Origin of the sequence: Actinacidiphila glaucinigra, from assembly GCF_035918135.1 — a bacterium.
In the GTDB taxonomy this organism is placed as follows: domain Bacteria; phylum Actinomycetota; class Actinomycetes; order Streptomycetales; family Streptomycetaceae; genus Actinacidiphila; species Actinacidiphila glaucinigra.
Window position 1 is genome coordinate 1,420,246 of the sequence record NZ_CP109144.1, and the last position, 17,592, is coordinate 1,437,837.

Below are 17,592 nucleotides of genomic sequence, written 5' to 3' on the forward strand. Positions count from 1 at the left end.
GGCGGGAGTCCTCTCCATGACGGCACACGAGGGAAGGTGGAGCGATGGAGCCGCAGCTGCGCGACGTCCTGCAGGCGTTCGTGGACGACGGATCGGTGCCCGGAGCGGTGGGCCTGGTGGCACGCGGCGGCCGGGTCGAGGTGGCGGCCGTGGGCACCCTGGGCGTCGGGGACCCGGCCCCCATGGCCAGGGACTCGGTCTTCCGCATCGCCTCGATCACCAAACCGGTGGTCGCCGCGGCGGTCATGATGCTCGTGGACGACGGGCGGATCGCGCTGTCGGACCCCGTCTCGACGTGGCTGCCCGAACTGGCCGGGCCCGTGGTCGTCCGCACCCCGGCGAGCCCGCTCGACGACGTGGTGCCGGCCACGGCCCCGATCACCGTCCTCGACCTGCTGACCTCGCGTGCCGGTTACGGCTTCCCCGCGGACTTCTCCCTGCCCGCGCTCGCCCCGCTGTTCGGCGAGCTGAAGCAGGGGCCGCCGCGGCCGCAGCAGGTCATGGCGCCGGACGCCTGGATGGCGACGCTGGCCGGGATCCCCCTGCTGCACCAGCCGGGCGGGGCCTGGCTGTACAACACGTGCTCGGACATCCAGGGCGTGCTGGTCGCGCGGGCGTCGGGCCGGCCGCTGCCCGAGTTCCTGGCCGAGCGGATCTTCGAGCCGCTGGGCATGACCGACACCGGTTTCGCCGTGCCGCGTGCCGACCTCGGCCGCTTCACCGCCTTCTACCGTCCGGATCCGCGGGGAGGGCTGGAGTTGGTGGACGCGCCCGACGGGCAGTGGAGCCGACCACCGGCGTTCCCGTCCGGCGCGGCCGGCCTGGTGTCGACCGTCGACGACTGGTACGCCTTCGGCCGGATGCTCCTCGCGGAAGGCACCGCGGGCGACCGCCGACTGCTGTCGGCGGAGTCCGTGCGGCTGATGACCGCCGACCACCTGCCGCCCGCCGAGCGCGCCGCGAACGAGATCTTCCTGGAGGGGCAGGGCTGGGGCTTCGGCGGTTCGGTGGACGTGGTGGCGATCGCCCCGTGGAACGTGCCGGGACGCTACGGCTGGATCGGCGGCACCGGCACGGCGGCGCACATCACCCCTGCCACGGGCACCGTGGCGGTGCTGCTCACACAGGTCGAACTGACCGGCCCTGCCGCGCCGGCGACGATGCGCGCCTTCTGGGCCTACGCGGCCGGGATCTGAGCCCGGCGCGGTCACGCCTCCCGGGGTTCCGCCGAGAGGAAGACCGGGGTGACCGAGAGCGGTACGCCGACGCTGCCCTCGGCGCGGCGCAGCGGGACGGCGGCGCCGAAGACGCCGGCCGCGTGGGCGGCCCCCCGGCCTGAGACGGGCGTCCGCGATCCGCGTGCGGGCGGCCCCCGTTGAAAGGCCGTCAGCAGGGCACACGTACTCCAGACCGAACCCTCGGAAAGGAGCACCACATGCCTCTTCGCTTCCGCAAGTCGTTCCGGATCCTGCCCGGCGTCCGCCTGAACATCAACAAGCGCTCGCTCTCCATCACCACGGGCAGCAAGGGCGTCCACCACACGGTCAACACCCGCGGTGAACGCACCGAATCCGTCGACCTCCCGGGGCCGTTCTCCTGGCGGCGCACCCGCAAGGGGCACTGACGCCCGTCGTCATTCGAGGATCCAGCCCGCCATCCAGCGCTCCCGCACGGCCGGCCACTCCGTGGCGACCAGCGAGTAGTACACGGTGTCGCGCCACGATCCGTCGATCCGGCGGCAGTGCCGGCGCAGCACGCCCTCGCGGAGGCCGCCGATGCGGGACACCGCGTCCTGGGTCGCCACGTCGAGGTCGTCCAGGCGCCACTGGACGCGGCCGAAGCCCAGGTCCTCGAAGGCGTAGTACACCAGCATGAAGTGCATCTCCAGGTGCACCGGACTGCCCCACAGGGCCGGGTCCAGCCAGCTCCAGCCGATGTCCACGCGCTCGTCGACGACCGAGATGTCGATGTACGCGGCCCAGCCCGACGGGCGCTCCGTGGCGTGCGGGACGACCGCGAACACCACGGACTCGCCCGCCGCGGCCTGCGCCAGCCGCTGCTCCACCAGCGCCGCCATCTCGCCCGGTGAACCGGGTGGTGTCGTCGACAGCCAGCGCCACATCCCTTCGTCGGCGCGCGCCGCGGCGAACAGCGCCGGCACGTGCAGCGGCGAGAGCGGGACCAGCCGCGCGTACCGGCCGTCGATGGTGACCGAAGCGGGGAAGCGTACTGCCATATCCGCACGCTAATCCGGCGGGCACGCCACCGCACCAACTCGCGGATTCCCGCCCACACGCCCCATGCCCCCCATCACTCCAGGGTGACGGGATGAATACGGGGCGTCGTCGCGTACGGGGCGTCCTGCCCGCCTCCGCGGGCCGGCGGCGGCCGAGGCGGTGGGCGCCGCGCGGCGGCGCGATAGCGTGCGCGGCATGACAGACGACTTCGACGTGCGGCGGGAGCTGGCCGCGGGGATGACGGACCCGGCCGGGGCGCTGCGGTTCGTGCGCGGCTTCGCCGGACACTGGCTCACCCCCCTGCAGGACGGCGACGGGTGCGGTGTGCCCGAACTGGCCGCCGCCGAGGAGCGCCTGGGCTTCGCCCTCCCCGCCGTGCTGCGCGACGCCTACCGGCTCTTCGGCCGGCGACCGGACCTGACGAGCAATCACGACAGGCTGCTCGCACCGGCGGAGCTGCATGTGGATTCCCGCGAGGAGGCCCTGGTCTTCCGGTACGAGAACCAGGGCGCCGCGTCGTGGGGCATCCTCCTCACCGACCTGCACAAGCCCGATCCGCCGGTCGTCATGAAGCCGGACCTCGCGGACAAGGAGGCCGAGAGGTGGTCGGCGTGGCTGGACCGCTTCTCGTGGGCGTGCGTCGAGATCGTCCTGTCGGAGTCGCTGCACGCGCCGTTCGAGCTCGGCGACTTCCGCGACGACCTCGACGAGGCCCAGTCCGAGTCCCTGGGCGGCCGGTTCACCCCGCTGCCGTTCCCCGCGTACCCGCCCGGCGAGGACCCGGGTGCGCGCTGGTACGCCGGGACCGACGTGATACTCCGCGAGGAGGACCGCACCTGGCTGTGGGCGCGGGCCCGCACCGAGGAGGCGCTCGACCGGGTGCGCGACGACCTCCCCGGCGACTGGCTCAACGACCCCCGCTGACCCCGGCGCCCCCCGCGTACGGGTCAGCCGAGGGGCACGTCCTCCTGGCGGAGGGCCTCCAGCGCGGGTCCGTACAGGCGGGTCTTGATCGTGCCGAGGGTGGGACCCGCCTTCCCGGCCAGGGGACGGGCGAGGGCGACGGCCGCCTCGCGGACCTCGTCCTCGCCCGCCGTACGGTCCACGATGCGCTCGGCCAGCGCGTCGAGGCCGCCGTAGCGGCGCGCGGTGGTCATGGCCTCGTGGGCCGTCTGCGGGTGCAGGCGGGCCTGGATGAGGGCCGACATGCCCGGGGTGAAGGGGATGTTGATGTCCGCCTCGGGCAGGCACCAGTAGCCCCGGTCGGCGCGCATCACGCGGAAGTCGTGGGCCAGGGAGAGCATCGCGCCCGCGGCGAAGGTGTGGCCCTGCAGGGCGGCGACGGTGGACACCGGCAGGGTCAGGAAGCGGGCGAGCAGGGCCTGCACGCCGGTGACGTACGCTCCGGCCCGGTCCGCGTGGGCGAACAGCCACTCCAGGTCGAGCCCGTTGGACCAGAACTTGCCGGTGGCCGCGGTGACCAGGGCCCGCGGCCCCTCCGCCTTCTCCACCTCGTCCAGAAGGGCGTCGACAGACGCGAGCCAGTCGGGGTGGAAGCGGTTCTCGCCGTCCCCGAGGTCGAGGATGAAGACGTCGTCCTGGCGGTCGAGCGTGGGCATGGCTGCTCCTTGGGGCGAAGGGCCGGGCGGCCGGGCGGCTGCCGGGAACGCGGCCGGGCCGTCGCCTTCGCCCCGGCTCCGCGGACGGCATACCTACCAGCCGGTAACCTCAATGGTCCGCATCGTACATGGAGCGGCCCGGCCTGTCCCCACCCGCGACATCACGTCCTGCGACGACCACCGGATGCCGCACCACGGCGTCGAAGAAGTAGCCCTGCGTGTTGAACACCGCCTCGTCCGGCTGGGTCCGCCCCGCGGTGTCGGTGGCGCGCGCCAGCAGCACGGCCGGGCCCGGCGTGCGCGGCCGCCACGGGACGCTCCAGCGCACCCAGCCGTCCCGGCGCGGGACGTCGCGCAGTCCGGCCCGCCGCCAGGTGGCACCGCCGTCGGTGCTGACCTCCACGCGCCGCACTCCCCCGGCCCCCGACCACGAGCGGCCGTGCAGGACGCTGCGGACGCCCGCGGGGAATGCGGCACCCGCCTCGAGTTCGAAGGCGCTCTTGAGGGTCTGCCGGGTGAGCGGCGCACTGCCGGCCTCGGGGAACCCGGGGCCGAACAGCCGGTAGAAGTCGGTGTTCCAGGGCGAGTACAGCGGCTCCGCCGAGACCTCGATGTCGCCGACCCACTTCACCGAGGAGATCCCCGCCCACGAGGGCACGAGCACCCGCACCGGACGGCCGTGGTCGTACGGCAGCGGTTCGCCGTTCATCTCGTACGCGAGGATCACGTCGTCCAGCGCCTTCGCGACGGGCAGCGGCCTGCGGACGCGGCCCAGGCCGACACCGCCCGTGACGTACTCGTCGTCGAGACCGCGCGGCATGACGTCCACCGCGTGCCGGGTGATACCCGCTCGCCGCAGCACGTCCGACAGGCGCGCGCCGCGCCACCGGGCCACGCCGACGGCGCCCAGCGTCCACGCGGTGCCGGAGACCGACTGCCCCTGCTGCGAGGTGTAGAAGCTCCGGCCGTTGCCCGCGCACTCGACGAAGGCGGTGTGTTCCACCGGCGGCAGCGCCCGCAGGTCGTCCAGGCCGAACTCCACGGCGTCGTCCAGGCCCGTGCCGCCCCGCAGCCCACTCCCCCAGACCCTCAGCCGCCAGGTCGTGGTGTCGACGACGGGGGTCGACGTGTGGTTGCGCACGAAGAAGCGGTCGGCCGGGGTCAGGTAGCCGGTGCCCCGCAGCGCCTCCCATTTCGTCTCGGCATTGGTGCCGCGGAGGGTGAACCACTCGTCCGGCAGCGGTTTGACGATTCCCGGGGAGGTCGCGGCGGCGGCCCTCACCGGAGCGGGCAGGGCGAGAGCGGCGGTGCCCGCGGCGAGCAGGGTGAGCACCCCACGGCGGGACATCCCGTCGCCGCGGGCCCGTCCTGCGAGCCATTGGCTCAGCCGCAGACGGTCGTAGGAGGCCTCGTCGACGGGAACGGTGGAACGCGGGGCACGGGTCATGACGGTCCTGCTTCCAGTGTCGGGGAACGACCGAGGAGGTGCGGAGAACCGCGCGCGGCGGCGCGGCGGAGAAGCGTGAACCGGGCGGGGTGGCGGCCCTGAACGCTCAGCGACAACAGCGGCGCGGCGCGGGAACGCGCGGCGTGCCGGTGCGTACGGCCGTGACGGCCGGGCTGGTGGAGTTCACGGGCTCATCGTAGGGCCGGCCCGACGCGGCGTCAGCCCCGTCCGTCAAGTCCGGTGCCGACCGGTCCGGGTCACGCGCGCGAGCACCGCGCGCGGCGGGGCGCGCGCGCACCATCCGGCAGAGCCGCCCGACGCCGCGCCGGGGCACAGTCCGCACGCGGGACTCGGGCCGGCCCGGCGGCCGGCCCACGTGACGTACCGCAGCGAGGCCGAGCTCGGCGTCCGTTTCGGGCGCGCGCCGCAGGACGCGGAGGACCCGTGGCGCGGCGGCCGCTACCAGGTGGAGTCCTACCTGGACCATCACGCGGCCAAGCTGGTCCGGCGCTTCGACGCGGGGAGCTACGTCGCCCCGACCCAGGCCATGAACGGGCACGACGTGGGCCGGGACGCGGCGGGGTGAAGGCCGCCCTGCGCCGGGCGACCGCGAGGACCCTGGTCGCCGGGGTCTCCTCGGACCGCCTCCACCCGCTCGCACAGCAGGAGGAACCGGCGGCCGGGACCCCCGGCGCGGGGCGCGTGCGGGTCGTGGACTCCCCGTGCGGCCACGACGGCTTCCTCATCGAGACCGAGCAGGTCGGTGGGCTGGTCAGGGAACTGCGGGGCCGGGCCGGGCCTTAGGGGGCGGGTGTTCGCCGCCGCGACATGCCGGGGTCACCTCCCGGTCGTCTCCGCCTGTGACGGTCGGCAAAGTTGGCTATACAACTTTGCCCCGAGGAGTGACCATGTCCGCCCTGCCCAGCTTCCCCGTCGGTGATCTGCCGGCGATGTGGCTTCGTGACAACTGCCCCTGCGCCGAGTGCCGCGACCCGCGGTCCGGGCAGAAGCTGTTCCAGATCGGTGCCCTGCCCGCCGGGCTGCGGGTGGGCTCGGCGGCCGACGCGGCCGGGGACGCGGCGCCCGCCGTGGAGGTCGTCTGGGAGCCCGACGGGCACCGCTCGTCGTACCCGCTGGCGTGGCTGGAGACCGTCCGGCCCGGCCGGATCGGGCACGGTGACCTGCGCACCGAGGCCGGGAAGGAACTGTGGACCGCGCGCGAGGTCTCCGGGCGGCTGCCCGAGGCGGGCTGGGAGGAGTACCTCGGCGAGCCCGGTGTGCGGGCCCGGATGCTGGAGTCCGTGCTGCGGCTCGGCTTCATGCTGCTGCACGGCGTACCCGGGCGCGAGGGCCAGGTGCTCGAGGTGGCGGAGACCTTCGGGTACGTCCGCGAGACCAACTACGGGAAGCTCTTCGACGTGCGCGTCGAGCCGGACCCGAACAACCTGGCCTTCACCTCGGCCGCCATCACGCCGCACACCGACAACCCGTACCGGGACCCCGTTCCGACGCTCCAGTTGCTGCACTGCCTGGTCAACGACGCGGCCGGCGGCGACTCCGGCCTCGTCGACGGCTTCGCTGCGGCCGCACTGCTGCGCCGCGAGGACCCGGAGGCGTTCGACGTGCTCACCCGCACGCCCGTGCCGTTCGTCTTCCGTGACGCGGGGACCGAACTGCGCGCCGACCGACCGCTGATCGGCACCGACCCGCTGGGCCGCGTAAGGGAGGTGCGGTTCAACAACCGCTCGATCGGCACCCTGCGGCTCGCCGCGGACGAGCTGGAGGCGTTCTACGCGGCCTACCGCACCTTCGCCGAGCTGCTGCTCCGCCCCGAACTGCAGCTGGACCTGCGGCTCACGCCCGGCGACTGCCTGGTCTTCGACAACACCCGGCTGCTGCACGCCCGCACCGCCTTCGCCCAGGACGGTGCGCGCCACCTGCAGGGCTGCTACGCCGACCTGGACGGGCTGGCGAGCACCCTGGCCGTGCTGCGCCGCGCGGACACCCTGGAGCCGCTCGCCGAGCTGTTCGCGGGCGCGGTGTCCGCGGAGTACCTGGGCGAACCCGTCACCATGGCCCAGCACATGCTGCAGGCCGGCGCCCTGGCCCAGGCGGCCGGCGCCCCGCCGCACCTGGTGGCGGCCGCGCTGCTGCACGACGTCGGGCACGTGCGGGGCGACGTCGTCACCGGCCGCGACCTGATGACCGGCGACGACAACCGGCACAGCCACACCGGCGCCGACCTGCTGGGCCGCTGGTTCGGCCCCGAGGTCACCGAGCCGGTGCGGCTGCACGTGGCCGCCAAGCGCTACCTCTGCGCGGTCGAGCCGGGGTACCACGACCGGCTGTCGGAGGCCTCGAAGTACACCCTGGAGGTCCAGGGCGGTGTGATGACGCCCCGCCAGGCGGCGGAGTTCGCCGGCCTGCCGGGCGCGGCCGACGCGGTCGCCGTCCGCCGCTGGGACGAGGAGGCGAAGGACCCCGACGCCCCCACACCGCCGTTCGAGCACTTCCTCCCGCTGCTCACCGCGCTGATGCGCGGCTAGAACGGTTGGTGGTCCGGCTGTCGCGCCGTCTCGCGCCCTTCGGGCGCAAAGACGCGGGCTGCGGACGGGGAGGGTGCCGGTCCGGGGCTGGTGGGCACGGTGCGGGTGGGTTCGTGGCCAGGCTCCAGGCGCCGGAGCGGTTCGCCTTTCCGGTGGCTGGGGTCTCGTCGCCGCCCGCGGGCGCAGATGGCGGGTTGCGACGCCCACCGTTCGTGGGCGGCGCGCCCGCCGTAACCGGCGTCTGCGGGTGCTTCCCCGACATCGGGCTCTGCTTCACCGAACATGTCGGCGAAAGCGAGCCCGATCTCCTGCAACGGCTCAACAGCACCCCGAAGCACCGGCGGACGCGGGTTACGGCGGGCGCGCCCACCACCCACCGAAGGCGTGGAAGCGGCCATCTGCACCCGCGGACGGCAACGAGACCCGCGCCCACCCTCAAGCCCACCCGCTCCGGAGCCTTGACCCCCGCCACCCACCACCCGGGCAGCGGAGACCGGCCCCAGACCGGCACCCTCCCCGTCCGCAGCCCGCCGCATTGCGCCCGAAGGGCGCGCGCGAGACGAACCCGCACCCGTCCACTGCGTCTGCGCGCTCAGGCCCCCTCCGTACGCGGGCTGTGGCGGCGGATCGAACGTTCCCGCTCGGTCGCCAGGCGGCGGATGCGCTTCGTGCGGCCCGCGGCCGCGAGGCGGTTCAGCACCGCGGGCTCCTGCGAGGACTCGGCGAGGCACAGTTGGAGCCAGTCCGACCAGGGGTCCTGGACCGCTTCGTCCGCGAACAGGGCGGTCACCGACGCGCTCTGCAGGATGCCGATCTCGCGGGCGCGCCGTGCCGCGAAGGCGCGGCCGCGTTCGGTTCCGAGACGGTCGACCCAGGCCGGGCGCTCGGAGGGCGGGAGGCCGCCGAGGACGTGCAGGACGATGCCGAGGGCGACGCTCTGATCGGGTTCGACGGCCACGGCGTCGTACAGGCCGGGCAGACAGGCCGGGTCCTCCAGGGCCCGCCGGTACAGGGCCCAGCGCTCGTGCTCGTCGGAGAGGTCGCCGGGGGTGGCGCCGAGGCGTTGGGCCAGGGCCGCAGTGACCTGGTCCAGGCCCCGGGACACTCAGTCCTTCCCGGGACGCGGGCTGTGGCGGCGGCCGAGGGTGGAGGCCGCGACGGAGTTGTGGACCGTGAAGGCGATGGTGCCGGGGAGGTAGCGGTCCTCGGACCACTCCACCGGCGCGCCCTCCGGATCGGTGGTGCGGCGCCGCTCGCGCAGCAGGACCTGCCCGGGCGGGCAGTCCAGGAGGCGGACGTCGTCGGCGTCGGCCCAGGCGAGGTCGATGGTGTGGTCGGCGTCGGTGAACAGCACGCCGTGGGCGACGAGAGCCTCGGTGTGCGAGACGGTGTCGGGCGGCAGTTCCGCCACCAGCCCACCGATCCGGGCCGGGTAGAGGGAGCGTTCGACCATCACCGGCTCCCCGGACAGCGTCCGCACCCGCAGCACCAGGTGAACCTCGGCGCCGTCCTCCAGGCCCAGCTGGCCGGCCTCGAAGGGCTCGGCGGGCCGCCGCACCACGCTGTCCACCCGGCCGCCCGGGGTCTCCCCGATGGAGCGGGCCCAGTTGGTGAAGCTCAGCAGCTCCGAGAAGCTCTGCGCGCGGGGGCCGCCGAGCACCGTGCGCCGGGTGCCGCGGCGCGAGGTGACCAGGCCGTCCGCGCGGAGCACGGCCAGCGCGTGCCGGACCGTGCCGCGCGAGACGCCGTAGCGCTCGGCGAGAGTGCCCTCGGGGGGCAGTTTCGCGCCGGCGGCGTACTCGCCCGCGATGATGGCCTCGCGCAGTTCTGCCGCGACCTTGCGGTAGCGCAGCTCGCTGTCCGGGGTGCCCTGCTCCTGCCGCACCGTGGTCTCCTGAGCTGCTCGTGCCGTGCGGGCCGCGCCCGCGGCCGGTTCCCCCGACCCTACCCGGAGGGGACGGGGGACGGGCGGCGGCCCGTTCCCCGTCCCCTCCGCCGTGCGTCACACCGCGTGGACGGTTCCCGCGTACCGCTGGACGAAGCGGGTGCCGGTGCCCGCGGTGACGGTCACGTCGTAGCGGCCGCCGTCGGTGCGCCAGGTCACCCGGGTGCGGTCGCCCGGCCGGACCCACACGGTCTGCTCCTTGCCCGCGAAGTCGTTCGGGGTGAGCGTGAAGGCCACCTCGGTGCCGCCGTCGTTGCGCAGGTAGAACTCGACGTTCGCGTTCTCCGGCCGCCCGTCGTGCCGCAGGGTCGCGGTGACGCCGGGCACGGCGACGTCGTCCTGCCCCCCGGGGACGATCGTCCCGGAGAAGCGGCGGACGAACCCGTCGGCGCCGTGCACGGAGAAGTCGTAGCGGCCGTCGGTGGCCGCCGCGTCCCACACATAGGTGCGCGACGAGCGCGGCGGCACCGTGAACGGCGTGCCGGTGAAGGGCAGCGCCGTGTTGGGCAGCACGGTGAAGTGGTAGCCGACGGTGCCGTCGTTGGTCAGCCGGCAGGTGACCTTGCCCGTGTCGCGGTCGACGGTCGCGTCGGCCCACGGCCGGTACGGCAGCGGGCGGTGCGGCCGCCGCCCCTCCTCCTGCTCGGGCATGGCCGACCGGTCCGGCACCTTCACCGCGGGCAGCGCGTTGTTGGCGTCGGCCTTGGCCATCAGCGCGACGGTGTCCGGCAGCGCGGGGATGCTGTAGTCGGGCCTGGTGAAGTCGAAGCAGCTGGTGAGGTCGCCGCAGACGGTGCGCCGCCAGTCGGAGATGTTGGGTTCCTTCACCCCGGTGACGCGCTCCAGGAAGCGCAGCACCGAAGTGTGGTCGAAGACCTGCGAGTTGGCCCATCCGCCGCGTGACCACGGCGACACGACCCACAGCGGCACCCGGCTGCCCAGGCCGATGGCCTTGCCGTTCGCGAACTCGTCCTTGGTGCCCGGCTCGGGGAACGGCGGGATGACGTGGTCGAAGTAGCCGTCGTTCTCGTCGTACATGAGCAGGAAGACGGTGTGCTTCCACACGTCGGGGTTGGAGAACAGCGACTGCAGCGCGGTGTCGACCCAGTGGGCGCCGTAGTCGGGGCTGGCCGCGGGGTGCTCGCAGAACAGGTACGGCGCCACCAGCCAGGAGACCGTGGGCAGCGTGCCGTCCTTGCAGTGCTTGTCGAACGCCGTGAGGTCGAACTTCGTCATGGCGTTGACGTAGCGCGGGTCGTCCTCGGGGAACTCGTGGAACTGCTTGAAGTACGACAGGGCGTTGTCGTCGTAGTCGCCGTTGCGGTCGTCCGAGCCGTCCGGGTTGTGGTAGACGCGCCAGGTGACGCCCGCGTCCTGCAGGCGTTCCGCGTACGTCGTCCAGTCCGCCACCGGGTTGTCGGTGACCGGGGTGTTGTCGGTCCACGGGCCGGTGGTGCCGTCGACGCCGGGGCCGGCGGTGCCGGTCCACAGGTAGAGGCGGTTGGGGTCGGTGGGCCCGTTCAGCGAGCAGAAGTAGCCGTCGCAGAGGGTGAAGGCGTCGGCGAGCGCGTACTGGTAGGGGATGTCCTCGCGGGTGAAGTAGCCCATGGTGCGCTCGCCCTTGGCGGACACCCACTTGTCCATGGCGCCGTTGTTGACGGCGGAGTGGCCGCTGTCCCAGTCGTGGGGCAGGCCGCCGGCGTTCTGGGCGTTGTACTTGGTGGTGTCCATGCGGAACGGCAGGAGGTGGCCCTCCTCGCGTCCGCGGGCGGGCTGGCGGAACACGGGGTCGCCGTTGGACAGGACGGCGGCCTGTCGGTCGCCGAACCCCCGTACGCCGCTGAGGGTGCCGAAGTAGTGGTCGAAACTGCGGTTCTCCTGCATCAGGATCACCACGTGCTTGACGTCCTCGATGCTGCCGTGCCGCGGGCCGTGCCCGGCGGCCTCGGCCGTTCCGGAGAGCCCGACGGCTGCGGCGGCTCCCGCGGCGGTGCCGATGAAGGCGCGGCGGCTGAACTCGGTCATGAGTGAATGTGTCCTTAGGTCGTTCGGGGTCAGCCGCGGGCGGACAGGGAGAAGGTGACGACGGCGGCGGCGTGGTCGGAGGGCCAGCCGTTGCCGGCGGTGTCCGGGAGGGGCCGGGGCCGGCCGGTGACCAGGGTGTGCGCCTCGACGACCTTGAGCGGGCCCGCGTACTGGACCTGGTCGATGCGGTCCTGCGGTTCCGCGCCGCCGCCCTCGTGCTGCGGCCTGACGGGCGACCAGGTGGTCCCGGGGTCCTTCACGGGGCTGGAGTGCTCGGCGCGGAAGGCGTCGGTGAGGCCGGCGTCCTCCAGCGCCTCGGTGACGGGCCAGCGGAGCCGGCCGGTCCCCCCGTGCGCGGACGACGTGCGGTTCGTCCAGTCGCGGTGCGACGGCGAGGCGAGGCCGGCGGCGAGCACGACGGGACCGCGCGAGGCGATGTCGCGGCGCATCGCGGCGACCAGGGCCTGCGTCTGCCGGTAGCGCGCGCTGCCCTTCTCCGCCGCCTCGACCTGCGCGGCGGTACGGCCGGCAAGCACGGCGTACGGACCGTAGCCGGCCTCGTCCAGCTGCGCCGTCCACAGCCGCACGGTGCGCTCGCCCGGCAGCCGCAGGGTCGCGGCGGCGGCGGGCAGTGAGGCGGTGGGGGCGACGGTGCCGGTGAGCGGGTAGCGGCTCACGATGCCGAGGCCGCCGCCCTGGTGCACGTGCCAGCCGAGCGCGGCGGCGAGCCGCCGGGCGGCGTCGTCACCGCACTCCTGGAGCGCGACGGCGTCGAGGCCCTGGGTCAGCACCAGCCGCAGCTGCTTCTCCAGCGCGCCGTCGATGTGGCTGCCCGCGTCCCACAGGTTCAGCGTGGCGACCTTGAGGGTCAGCCGGTCCCTGCTCGCGCGGACCGGAACCTGCACGGTGACGGTGTCGGTGCCCACGGCGCTGTCGGTGACGGCGACGACCAGCCGTCCGGGCGTGCGCGGCGCGAGGGACGGGGCCTTGCCGCTGACGGTGCCGTCGGAGGCGACGGTCAGCCAGGGGTCGCCGCCTGTGCGCCTGAAGGTGGCGCCGCCCTCGGCGTTGCCCTCGGGCCGGATCCACAGCCCGCCGAGCGAGAGGGAGAAGGCGGTGCCCGCCGTCTGCTCGGCGGTGGTGAGGGCGTCCACGACCGCGTGCGGGCGCGGGATGACGGGGCGCGGCACGAAGCTGAAGGGCGCGGTGCGGGCCAGGATGCCGTAGCCGTCCTTGGCGAGCAGGAAGGCGGTGTAGGGCCCGCCGCTGAGGCCGGAGGTGTCGATGGTGATGTCGCCGGAGGCGGCGGGGGTGTACTCCCAGGCGAGGGAGGCGCCGTTGCCGGGGACCCGGTCGCCGTCGTAGACGCCGATCCAGTTCTTGGCGTGGGGTGCGTCGGTCGTCCAGTGGAAGGAGACCTTGTCACCCTCGAACGGGTGGGGGGTCCGCAGTTCGACGGAGTCGCCGGTGGGCGGGCCGGCGAAGGTGAACGGCTCGGTCTTGGCGAGGACGCCGTAGCCGTCCTTGGCCAGCAGGTACACGGTGTACGGCCCGCCGCTCAGGCCGGAGGTGTCGAGGGTCGTCCGCCCCGAGGTGCCGGTGACGTACGTCCACACCAGCGACCCGCTGCCGCTGCCGGGCTGCCGGTCGCCGTCGTAGACGCCGATCCAGTTCTTGGCGTCCGGAGCGTCCGTCGACCAGGTGAAGGTGAGCTTGTCACCGCGATGCGGAGGCGTCGTGGAGTCGAGCGCGACGCTGCTCCCGGATGCGGCGACCTCTGAGAGGGATGGCACGGTGTTGGGTCCTCTCCGCCCCGGCGCCGCCGCGGCGGCGTACGGGTGGGCAAAGTTGTCTAGATAACTTCGCTCCCAGCAAGCCGTCCCACGGCGACGAACCCGTGAACGACGGGTTGCCGCCGTCCGGGAATCAGGCGGAAATCTGAGGTTGGCGCGCGCGGCGGGACAAGCCGCCCTCCGCCCCCACCACCGCCTTGAGCAGCGACATCACGGGGATCGGGATGCCCCACGAGGAGTCCCGCACACGGAGCGGCGGCCTCCCCCCGGGCCGCCGCTCGGAGGGAGGCGGCGTCATGCACCGTTCGACGGTGCACGTTCCGCTGTGCGCAGGCGAGGTCGTTCAGCAGGTGAGGTTGCCGCCCGGGGCGACGCCCAGGATCTGGGTGAAGCGCTGGTAGTTGCTGACGCGGCTCTGCACCTGGGCCGGGTTGCGGCCGTCGCATTCCAGGGAGCCGTTGATGGAGCGGATGGTCTGGCCGAAGCCGGCCTGGTTCACCATGGCGTTGTGCGGGGTCATGGTGCCGGGGCCGTTCTGGGTGTTCCAGTACCAGAGGCCGGTCTTCCAGGCGACGGCGGCGTCCTGCTCGACGAGCCAGGGGTTGTGGAGGAGGTCGATGCCGAGGGCGTCGCCGGCGGCCTTGTAGTTGAAGTTCCAGCTGAGCTGGATGGGGCCGCGGCCGTAGTAGGCGGCCTGGCCGGCGGGGCAGCCGTAGGGCTGGCTCGTGTCGCAGTAGTGCGGGTAGTTGGCGGTGTTCTGCTCGACGATGTGGACCAGTCCGCCGGTCTCGTGGGCGATGTTGGCGAGGAAGGCGGCGGCCTCCTGCTTCTTCACGGTGTCGCTGCCGGTCTTGGCGAAGCCTGGGTACGCGGAGAGGGCCGCGACCAGGCCGCTGTAGCTGTAGAAGGAGTTCCGGCCCGGGAACATCTGGTTGAACTGGGCCTCGCTGACCACGAATCCGGAGGGGTTGCCGGGGTTGCCCGGGTCGGTCGTGCCGCCGCAGGCGCCCTGGTCCGCCCAGACGCCCCACTGACCGGTGGTGCCGGGGGTCTCGCCCTGCGTCCACCACTTGGCCTGCCAGTTGTGGCCGCTGTAGGAGGCGGTCATGCCGCCGGTGTAGACCGCGCCGGCGCTCCAGGGCGTGGCGCAGGTCGCGGCGGAGGCCGTGCCGGCGGGGAGGGCCACCGCCAGGCCGGCGGCGGCCGTGAGTGTCGTCAGGGCGGCGAGGATACGTCGCATCACCGTAACTGCTCCTTGTGTGGGGGGAGTTGTCGCGCTTCGCACTGAGCAATGAACCGGATTGGCCTATACCTGTCAAGGTCTAGACCAACATCCCCCGCACGGCCCGGCCACGGCCCCGGGTTGAGGCTGCGCCCCGTCGGCGTAGCGTGGAATCAGGCCGGCGCCGGTGGGCGGGCGAGCCCGCGGGGCGAGGCGCGCGCCACGTCGAGCCGCACCGCCGGCCCCAGGCGGGCCGCGTCCCCGGGCGGGGCTCGCGTCGGAAGCGCACGAGGAGCGTCGGCCATGGGCAAGCCCTCAATCGACCACTTGCGGGAGCGTGTGCACGGGGCGGTGATCACCGCGGACGACGGCGCCTACGACGAGGCCCGGAAGGTCCACAACGCGATGATCGACCGGCGGCCCGCCGTCATCGTGCGCTGCGCCAACGCCGGCGACGTCATCGCCGCGGTGGACTTCGCCCGGGAGAACGGGCTCGACCTGGCCGTGCGCGGCGGCGGCCACTCCGTACCGGGCTTCGGCACCTGCGACGACGGAGTCGTGGCGGACCTCTCCGCGATGCGCTCCGTACGCGTCGACCCCGGATCACGCGCCGCCCGCGCGGAGGGCGGCGCCACCTGGGGAGACGTCAACGCCGCGACGTACGCCTTCGGGCTGGCCACCACCGGCGGCATCATCTCCACCACCGGCGTCGGCGGCCTCACCCTCGGCGGCGGCATCGGCTATCTGAGCCGGGGCCTCGGACTCAGCTGCGACAACCTGATCTCGGCGGACGTCGTCACCGCGGACGGGCGCTTCCTCGTCGCCAGCGAGAAGGAGTACGACGACCTCTTCTGGGCGCTGCGCGGCGGTGGCGGCAACTTCGGCGTGGTCACCTCGTTCCAGTTCCGGCTCGGCCCCGTCAAGGACATCTACGGCGGCCCCATCTTCTACGACCTCGAGGACGCCGGCAGCGTGCTGCACGCCTACCGCGAGGCCATCGCCGACGCCCCCGAACAGCTGGGCAGCTTCCCGGCGTTCCAGATCGCCCCGCCCCTGCCCTTCATCCCGCCGGAGCGGCACGGCAGGGCCCACGTCGCCACCGTGACCTGCTGGGCCGGCCCGCTCGACGAGGGCGAGCGGGCGCTGCGGCCCTTCCACGACATGGCGCCGGTCGTCGCCGAGCACATCGGCCCGATGCCGTACCCGGCGCTCAACACCGCCTTCGACGGCCTCGTACCGCCCGGCCTCCAGCACTACTGGAAGGCGAACTTCGTCACCGAGCTGACCGACGAGGCCATCGCCGCGCACCTCGAGCACGCGCCCGGCCTGCCCGCCGTGAACTCGACCGTGCACATCTACCCGATCGACGGCGCCTGCCACCGCGTCCCCGCGGACGCGACCGCCTTCGCCTACCGCGACGCGTCCTTCGCCACCGTGATCGCCGGCATGTGGCCGGATCCCGCGGCCAACGAGGCCAACGTGGCCTGGGTGCGCGACTACTACCGCGCCCTGGCGCCGCTCTCGGAGGAGGGCGGGTACGTCAACTTCATGGCCGGGGACGACCAGGGGCGGATCCGGGCCAACTACAAGGGCAACTACGACCGGCTCGTCGAGGTCAAGCGGACGTACGACCCCGGGAACCTGTTCCACCTCAACCAGAACATCACGCCTTGACGGGGGCCGCTCAGGAGAAGCCCACGACGCCGTGCGGCCGGTAGGGGCTCTCCAGCTCCTTCAACTCCTCCTCGGTGAGGCGCACGTCCAGCGCGGCGACGGCGTCCCGCAGGTGCGCCTCCTTGCCGACGCCCACGATCGGCGCCGTGACCCCGGGCTTGCCCAGCAGCCACGCCAGGGCGACCTGGGCCCGCGACAGTCCACGCCGTGCCGCGATGGTCGCGACCGCCTCGACGATCACGCGGTCCTCCTCGATGTAGAGGGTGCCGCCGAACTCGTCCGTCTCCTGCCGGGCGCTGACGGCGTCCCAGTCACGGGTCAGCCGCCCCCGGGCGAGCGGGCTCCAGGGGGTGACGCCGACGCCCTGGTCCGCGCAGAGCGGCAGCATCTCGCGCTCCTCCTCGCGGTGGAGGAGGTTGTAGTGGTTCTGCATGCTGACGAACTTCGTCCAGCCGTGGCGTTCCGCCGTGTACTGGGCCTTGGAGAACTGCCAGGCGTACATGGAGGACGCGCCGATGTACCGCGCCTTGCCCGACCTCACCACGTCGTGCAGGGCCTCCATCGTCTCCTCGACCGGGGTGTGCGGGTCCCAGCGGTGGATGATGTAGAGGTCCACGTAGTCCGTCCCGAGGCGGCGCAGACTCGCGTCGATCTCGGTGAGGACGGCCTTCCGTGACAGACCCGCCCCGTTCGGGCCGGGGCGCATGCGGCCGTTCACCTTGGTGGCCAGCACGATCTCCTCGCGGGACGCGTACTCGGCGAGGGCCCGGCCGACGATCTCCTCGCTGGTGCCGTCGGAGTAGACGTTGGCGGTGTCGAAGAACGTGATGCCGGCCTCGACGGCGCCGCGTATCAGGGGGCGGGCGGCGTCCTCGTCCAGCGTCCACGGGTGGCTGCCGCGCTCGGGTGTGCCGTAGCTCATGCAGCCCAGGCAGATCCGGGAGACGTCCAGACCGGTGCTGCCGAGTTTCGTGTACTCCACGTCCATGCCTCCGCGGGGTGGTGTGGTGGCTTCGATCGCCGAACGGCGCACCTGAGTATGCAAGCCGGTGGATCTCCGCGTCGACGGCCCCTGCCCGGCACA

General features: G+C 73.3%; 15 protein-coding genes and 1 pseudogene. 6 read left to right on the forward strand and 10 right to left on the reverse strand.

Annotated features, from left to right (window positions below):
* The first annotated feature begins 44 nt into the window (after window positions 1-44).
* Window positions 45-1,196: a serine hydrolase domain-containing protein gene (locus OIE69_RS06220; RefSeq protein WP_326570930.1), complete on the forward strand. Its 1,152-nt coding sequence runs from the start codon at window positions 45-47 to the stop codon at window positions 1,194-1,196.
* Window positions 1,197-1,207: 11 nt separating this feature from the next.
* Here the strand turns inward: OIE69_RS06220 and OIE69_RS06225 are convergent, their stop codons facing one another.
* Complete coding sequence (locus tag OIE69_RS06225) at window positions 1,208-1,432, reverse strand: hypothetical protein (RefSeq protein ID WP_326570931.1); 225 nt, start codon at window positions 1,430-1,432, stop codon at window positions 1,208-1,210.
* Between the two features lie 3 nt (window positions 1,433-1,435).
* Here OIE69_RS06225 and OIE69_RS06230 point away from each other — a divergent pair, with 3 nt between their 5' ends.
* Window positions 1,436-1,624, forward strand: a complete 189-nt coding sequence (locus OIE69_RS06230) for a DUF4236 domain-containing protein (protein ID WP_326570932.1) — start codon at window positions 1,436-1,438, stop codon at window positions 1,622-1,624.
* Between the two features lie 9 nt (window positions 1,625-1,633).
* Here the strand turns inward: OIE69_RS06230 and OIE69_RS06235 are convergent, their stop codons facing one another.
* The gene (locus tag OIE69_RS06235) at window positions 1,634-2,236 is read right to left on the reverse strand and encodes a GNAT family N-acetyltransferase (protein ID WP_326570933.1); all 603 of its coding nucleotides are present in this window, start codon (window positions 2,234-2,236) and stop codon (window positions 1,634-1,636) included.
* 196 nt (window positions 2,237-2,432) lie between these two features.
* Between OIE69_RS06235 and OIE69_RS06240 the strand changes: the two genes are divergently transcribed.
* Window positions 2,433-3,161, forward strand: a complete 729-nt coding sequence (locus tag OIE69_RS06240) for an SMI1/KNR4 family protein (RefSeq protein WP_326570934.1) — start codon at window positions 2,433-2,435, stop codon at window positions 3,159-3,161.
* Window positions 3,162-3,184: 23 nt separating this feature from the next.
* On the opposite strand, the gene OIE69_RS06245 is transcribed toward OIE69_RS06240, so the two are convergent.
* Together OIE69_RS06245 and OIE69_RS06250 are read right to left on the reverse strand one after the other, a co-directional pair.
* Window positions 3,185-3,856 (reverse strand): enoyl-CoA hydratase-related protein, encoded by a 672-nt coding sequence (locus OIE69_RS06245; RefSeq protein ID WP_326570935.1) that lies wholly within the window; start codon window positions 3,854-3,856, stop codon window positions 3,185-3,187.
* A 109-nt stretch (window positions 3,857-3,965) separates the two neighbouring features.
* Window positions 3,966-5,303 carry a sulfite oxidase gene (locus OIE69_RS06250; protein WP_326570936.1) on the reverse strand — a complete coding sequence of 446 codons (1,338 nt, stop codon included), beginning with the start codon at window positions 5,301-5,303 and terminating at the stop codon, window positions 3,966-3,968.
* A gap of 316 nt (window positions 5,304-5,619) precedes the next feature.
* Here OIE69_RS06250 and OIE69_RS06255 point away from each other — a divergent pair.
* Together OIE69_RS06255 and tmpA are read left to right on the forward strand one after the other, a co-directional pair.
* Window positions 5,620-6,107, forward strand: a pseudogene (locus OIE69_RS06255) (homoserine O-acetyltransferase); the annotation flags it as partial.
* A 104-nt stretch (window positions 6,108-6,211) separates the two neighbouring features.
* On the forward strand, window positions 6,212-7,849 hold the full coding sequence (gene tmpA / locus OIE69_RS06260; RefSeq protein ID WP_326570937.1) for a 2-trimethylaminoethylphosphonate dioxygenase: 1,638 nt from the start codon (window positions 6,212-6,214) through the stop codon (window positions 7,847-7,849).
* Between the two features lie 592 nt (window positions 7,850-8,441).
* On the opposite strand, the gene OIE69_RS06265 is transcribed toward tmpA, so the two are convergent.
* The 5 genes from OIE69_RS06265 to OIE69_RS06285 form a co-directional block, all read right to left on the reverse strand.
* Window positions 8,442-8,954 carry a hypothetical protein gene (locus tag OIE69_RS06265; RefSeq protein ID WP_326570938.1) on the reverse strand — a complete coding sequence of 171 codons (513 nt, stop codon included), beginning with the start codon at window positions 8,952-8,954 and terminating at the stop codon, window positions 8,442-8,444.
* On the reverse strand, window positions 8,955-9,734 hold the full coding sequence (locus OIE69_RS06270) for a GntR family transcriptional regulator (protein WP_326570939.1): 780 nt from the start codon (window positions 9,732-9,734) through the stop codon (window positions 8,955-8,957). It lies immediately after the preceding gene.
* A gap of 117 nt (window positions 9,735-9,851) precedes the next feature.
* Window positions 9,852-11,819: a phosphocholine-specific phospholipase C gene (locus OIE69_RS06275; RefSeq protein WP_326570940.1), complete on the reverse strand. Its 1,968-nt coding sequence runs from the start codon at window positions 11,817-11,819 to the stop codon at window positions 9,852-9,854.
* Between the two features lie 29 nt (window positions 11,820-11,848).
* The gene (locus tag OIE69_RS06280) at window positions 11,849-13,612 is read right to left on the reverse strand and encodes an endonuclease/exonuclease/phosphatase family protein (protein ID WP_326570941.1); all 1,764 of its coding nucleotides are present in this window, start codon (window positions 13,610-13,612) and stop codon (window positions 11,849-11,851) included.
* Between the two features lie 343 nt (window positions 13,613-13,955).
* Entirely contained in the window at window positions 13,956-14,852 is an 897-nt protein-coding gene (locus OIE69_RS06285) for a glycoside hydrolase family 19 protein (protein ID WP_326570942.1), read from the reverse strand.
* Window positions 14,853-15,137: 285 nt separating this feature from the next.
* Between OIE69_RS06285 and OIE69_RS06290 the strand changes: the two genes are divergently transcribed.
* A complete protein-coding gene (locus OIE69_RS06290) occupies window positions 15,138-16,508 on the forward strand; it encodes an FAD-binding oxidoreductase (RefSeq protein ID WP_326570943.1) in 1,371 nt (456 codons plus the stop codon).
* A gap of 10 nt (window positions 16,509-16,518) precedes the next feature.
* Here the strand turns inward: OIE69_RS06290 and OIE69_RS06295 are convergent, their stop codons facing one another.
* On the reverse strand, window positions 16,519-17,490 hold the full coding sequence (locus OIE69_RS06295) for an aldo/keto reductase (protein ID WP_326570944.1): 972 nt from the start codon (window positions 17,488-17,490) through the stop codon (window positions 16,519-16,521).
* Window positions 17,491-17,592: the final 102 nt, after the last annotated feature.

What these genes read in the sequence shown, in the direction of transcription:
- OIE69_RS06220 (WP_326570930.1), top strand. Translation starts at nt 45, where the DNA reads ATGGAGCCGCAGCTGCGCGACGTCCTGCAGGCGTTCGTGGACGACGGA.
- OIE69_RS06230 (WP_326570932.1), top strand. Translation starts at nt 1,436, where the DNA reads ATGCCTCTTCGCTTCCGCAAGTCGTTCCGGATCCTGCCCGGCGTCCGC.
- OIE69_RS06235 (WP_326570933.1), bottom strand. Translation starts at nt 2,236, where the DNA reads ATGGCAGTACGCTTCCCCGCTTCGGTCACCATCGACGGCCGGTACGCG.
- OIE69_RS06240 (WP_326570934.1), top strand. Translation starts at nt 2,433, where the DNA reads ATGACAGACGACTTCGACGTGCGGCGGGAGCTGGCCGCGGGGATGACG.
- OIE69_RS06245 (WP_326570935.1), bottom strand. Translation starts at nt 3,856, where the DNA reads ATGCCCACGCTCGACCGCCAGGACGACGTCTTCATCCTCGACCTCGGG.
- OIE69_RS06250 (WP_326570936.1), bottom strand. Translation starts at nt 5,303, where the DNA reads ATGACCCGTGCCCCGCGTTCCACCGTTCCCGTCGACGAGGCCTCCTAC.
- tmpA (WP_326570937.1), top strand. Translation starts at nt 6,212, where the DNA reads ATGTCCGCCCTGCCCAGCTTCCCCGTCGGTGATCTGCCGGCGATGTGG.
- OIE69_RS06275 (WP_326570940.1), bottom strand. Translation starts at nt 11,819, where the DNA reads ATGACCGAGTTCAGCCGCCGCGCCTTCATCGGCACCGCCGCGGGAGCC.
- OIE69_RS06285 (WP_326570942.1), bottom strand. Translation starts at nt 14,852, where the DNA reads ATGCGACGTATCCTCGCCGCCCTGACGACACTCACGGCCGCCGCCGGC.
- OIE69_RS06290 (WP_326570943.1), top strand. Translation starts at nt 15,138, where the DNA reads ATGGGCAAGCCCTCAATCGACCACTTGCGGGAGCGTGTGCACGGGGCG.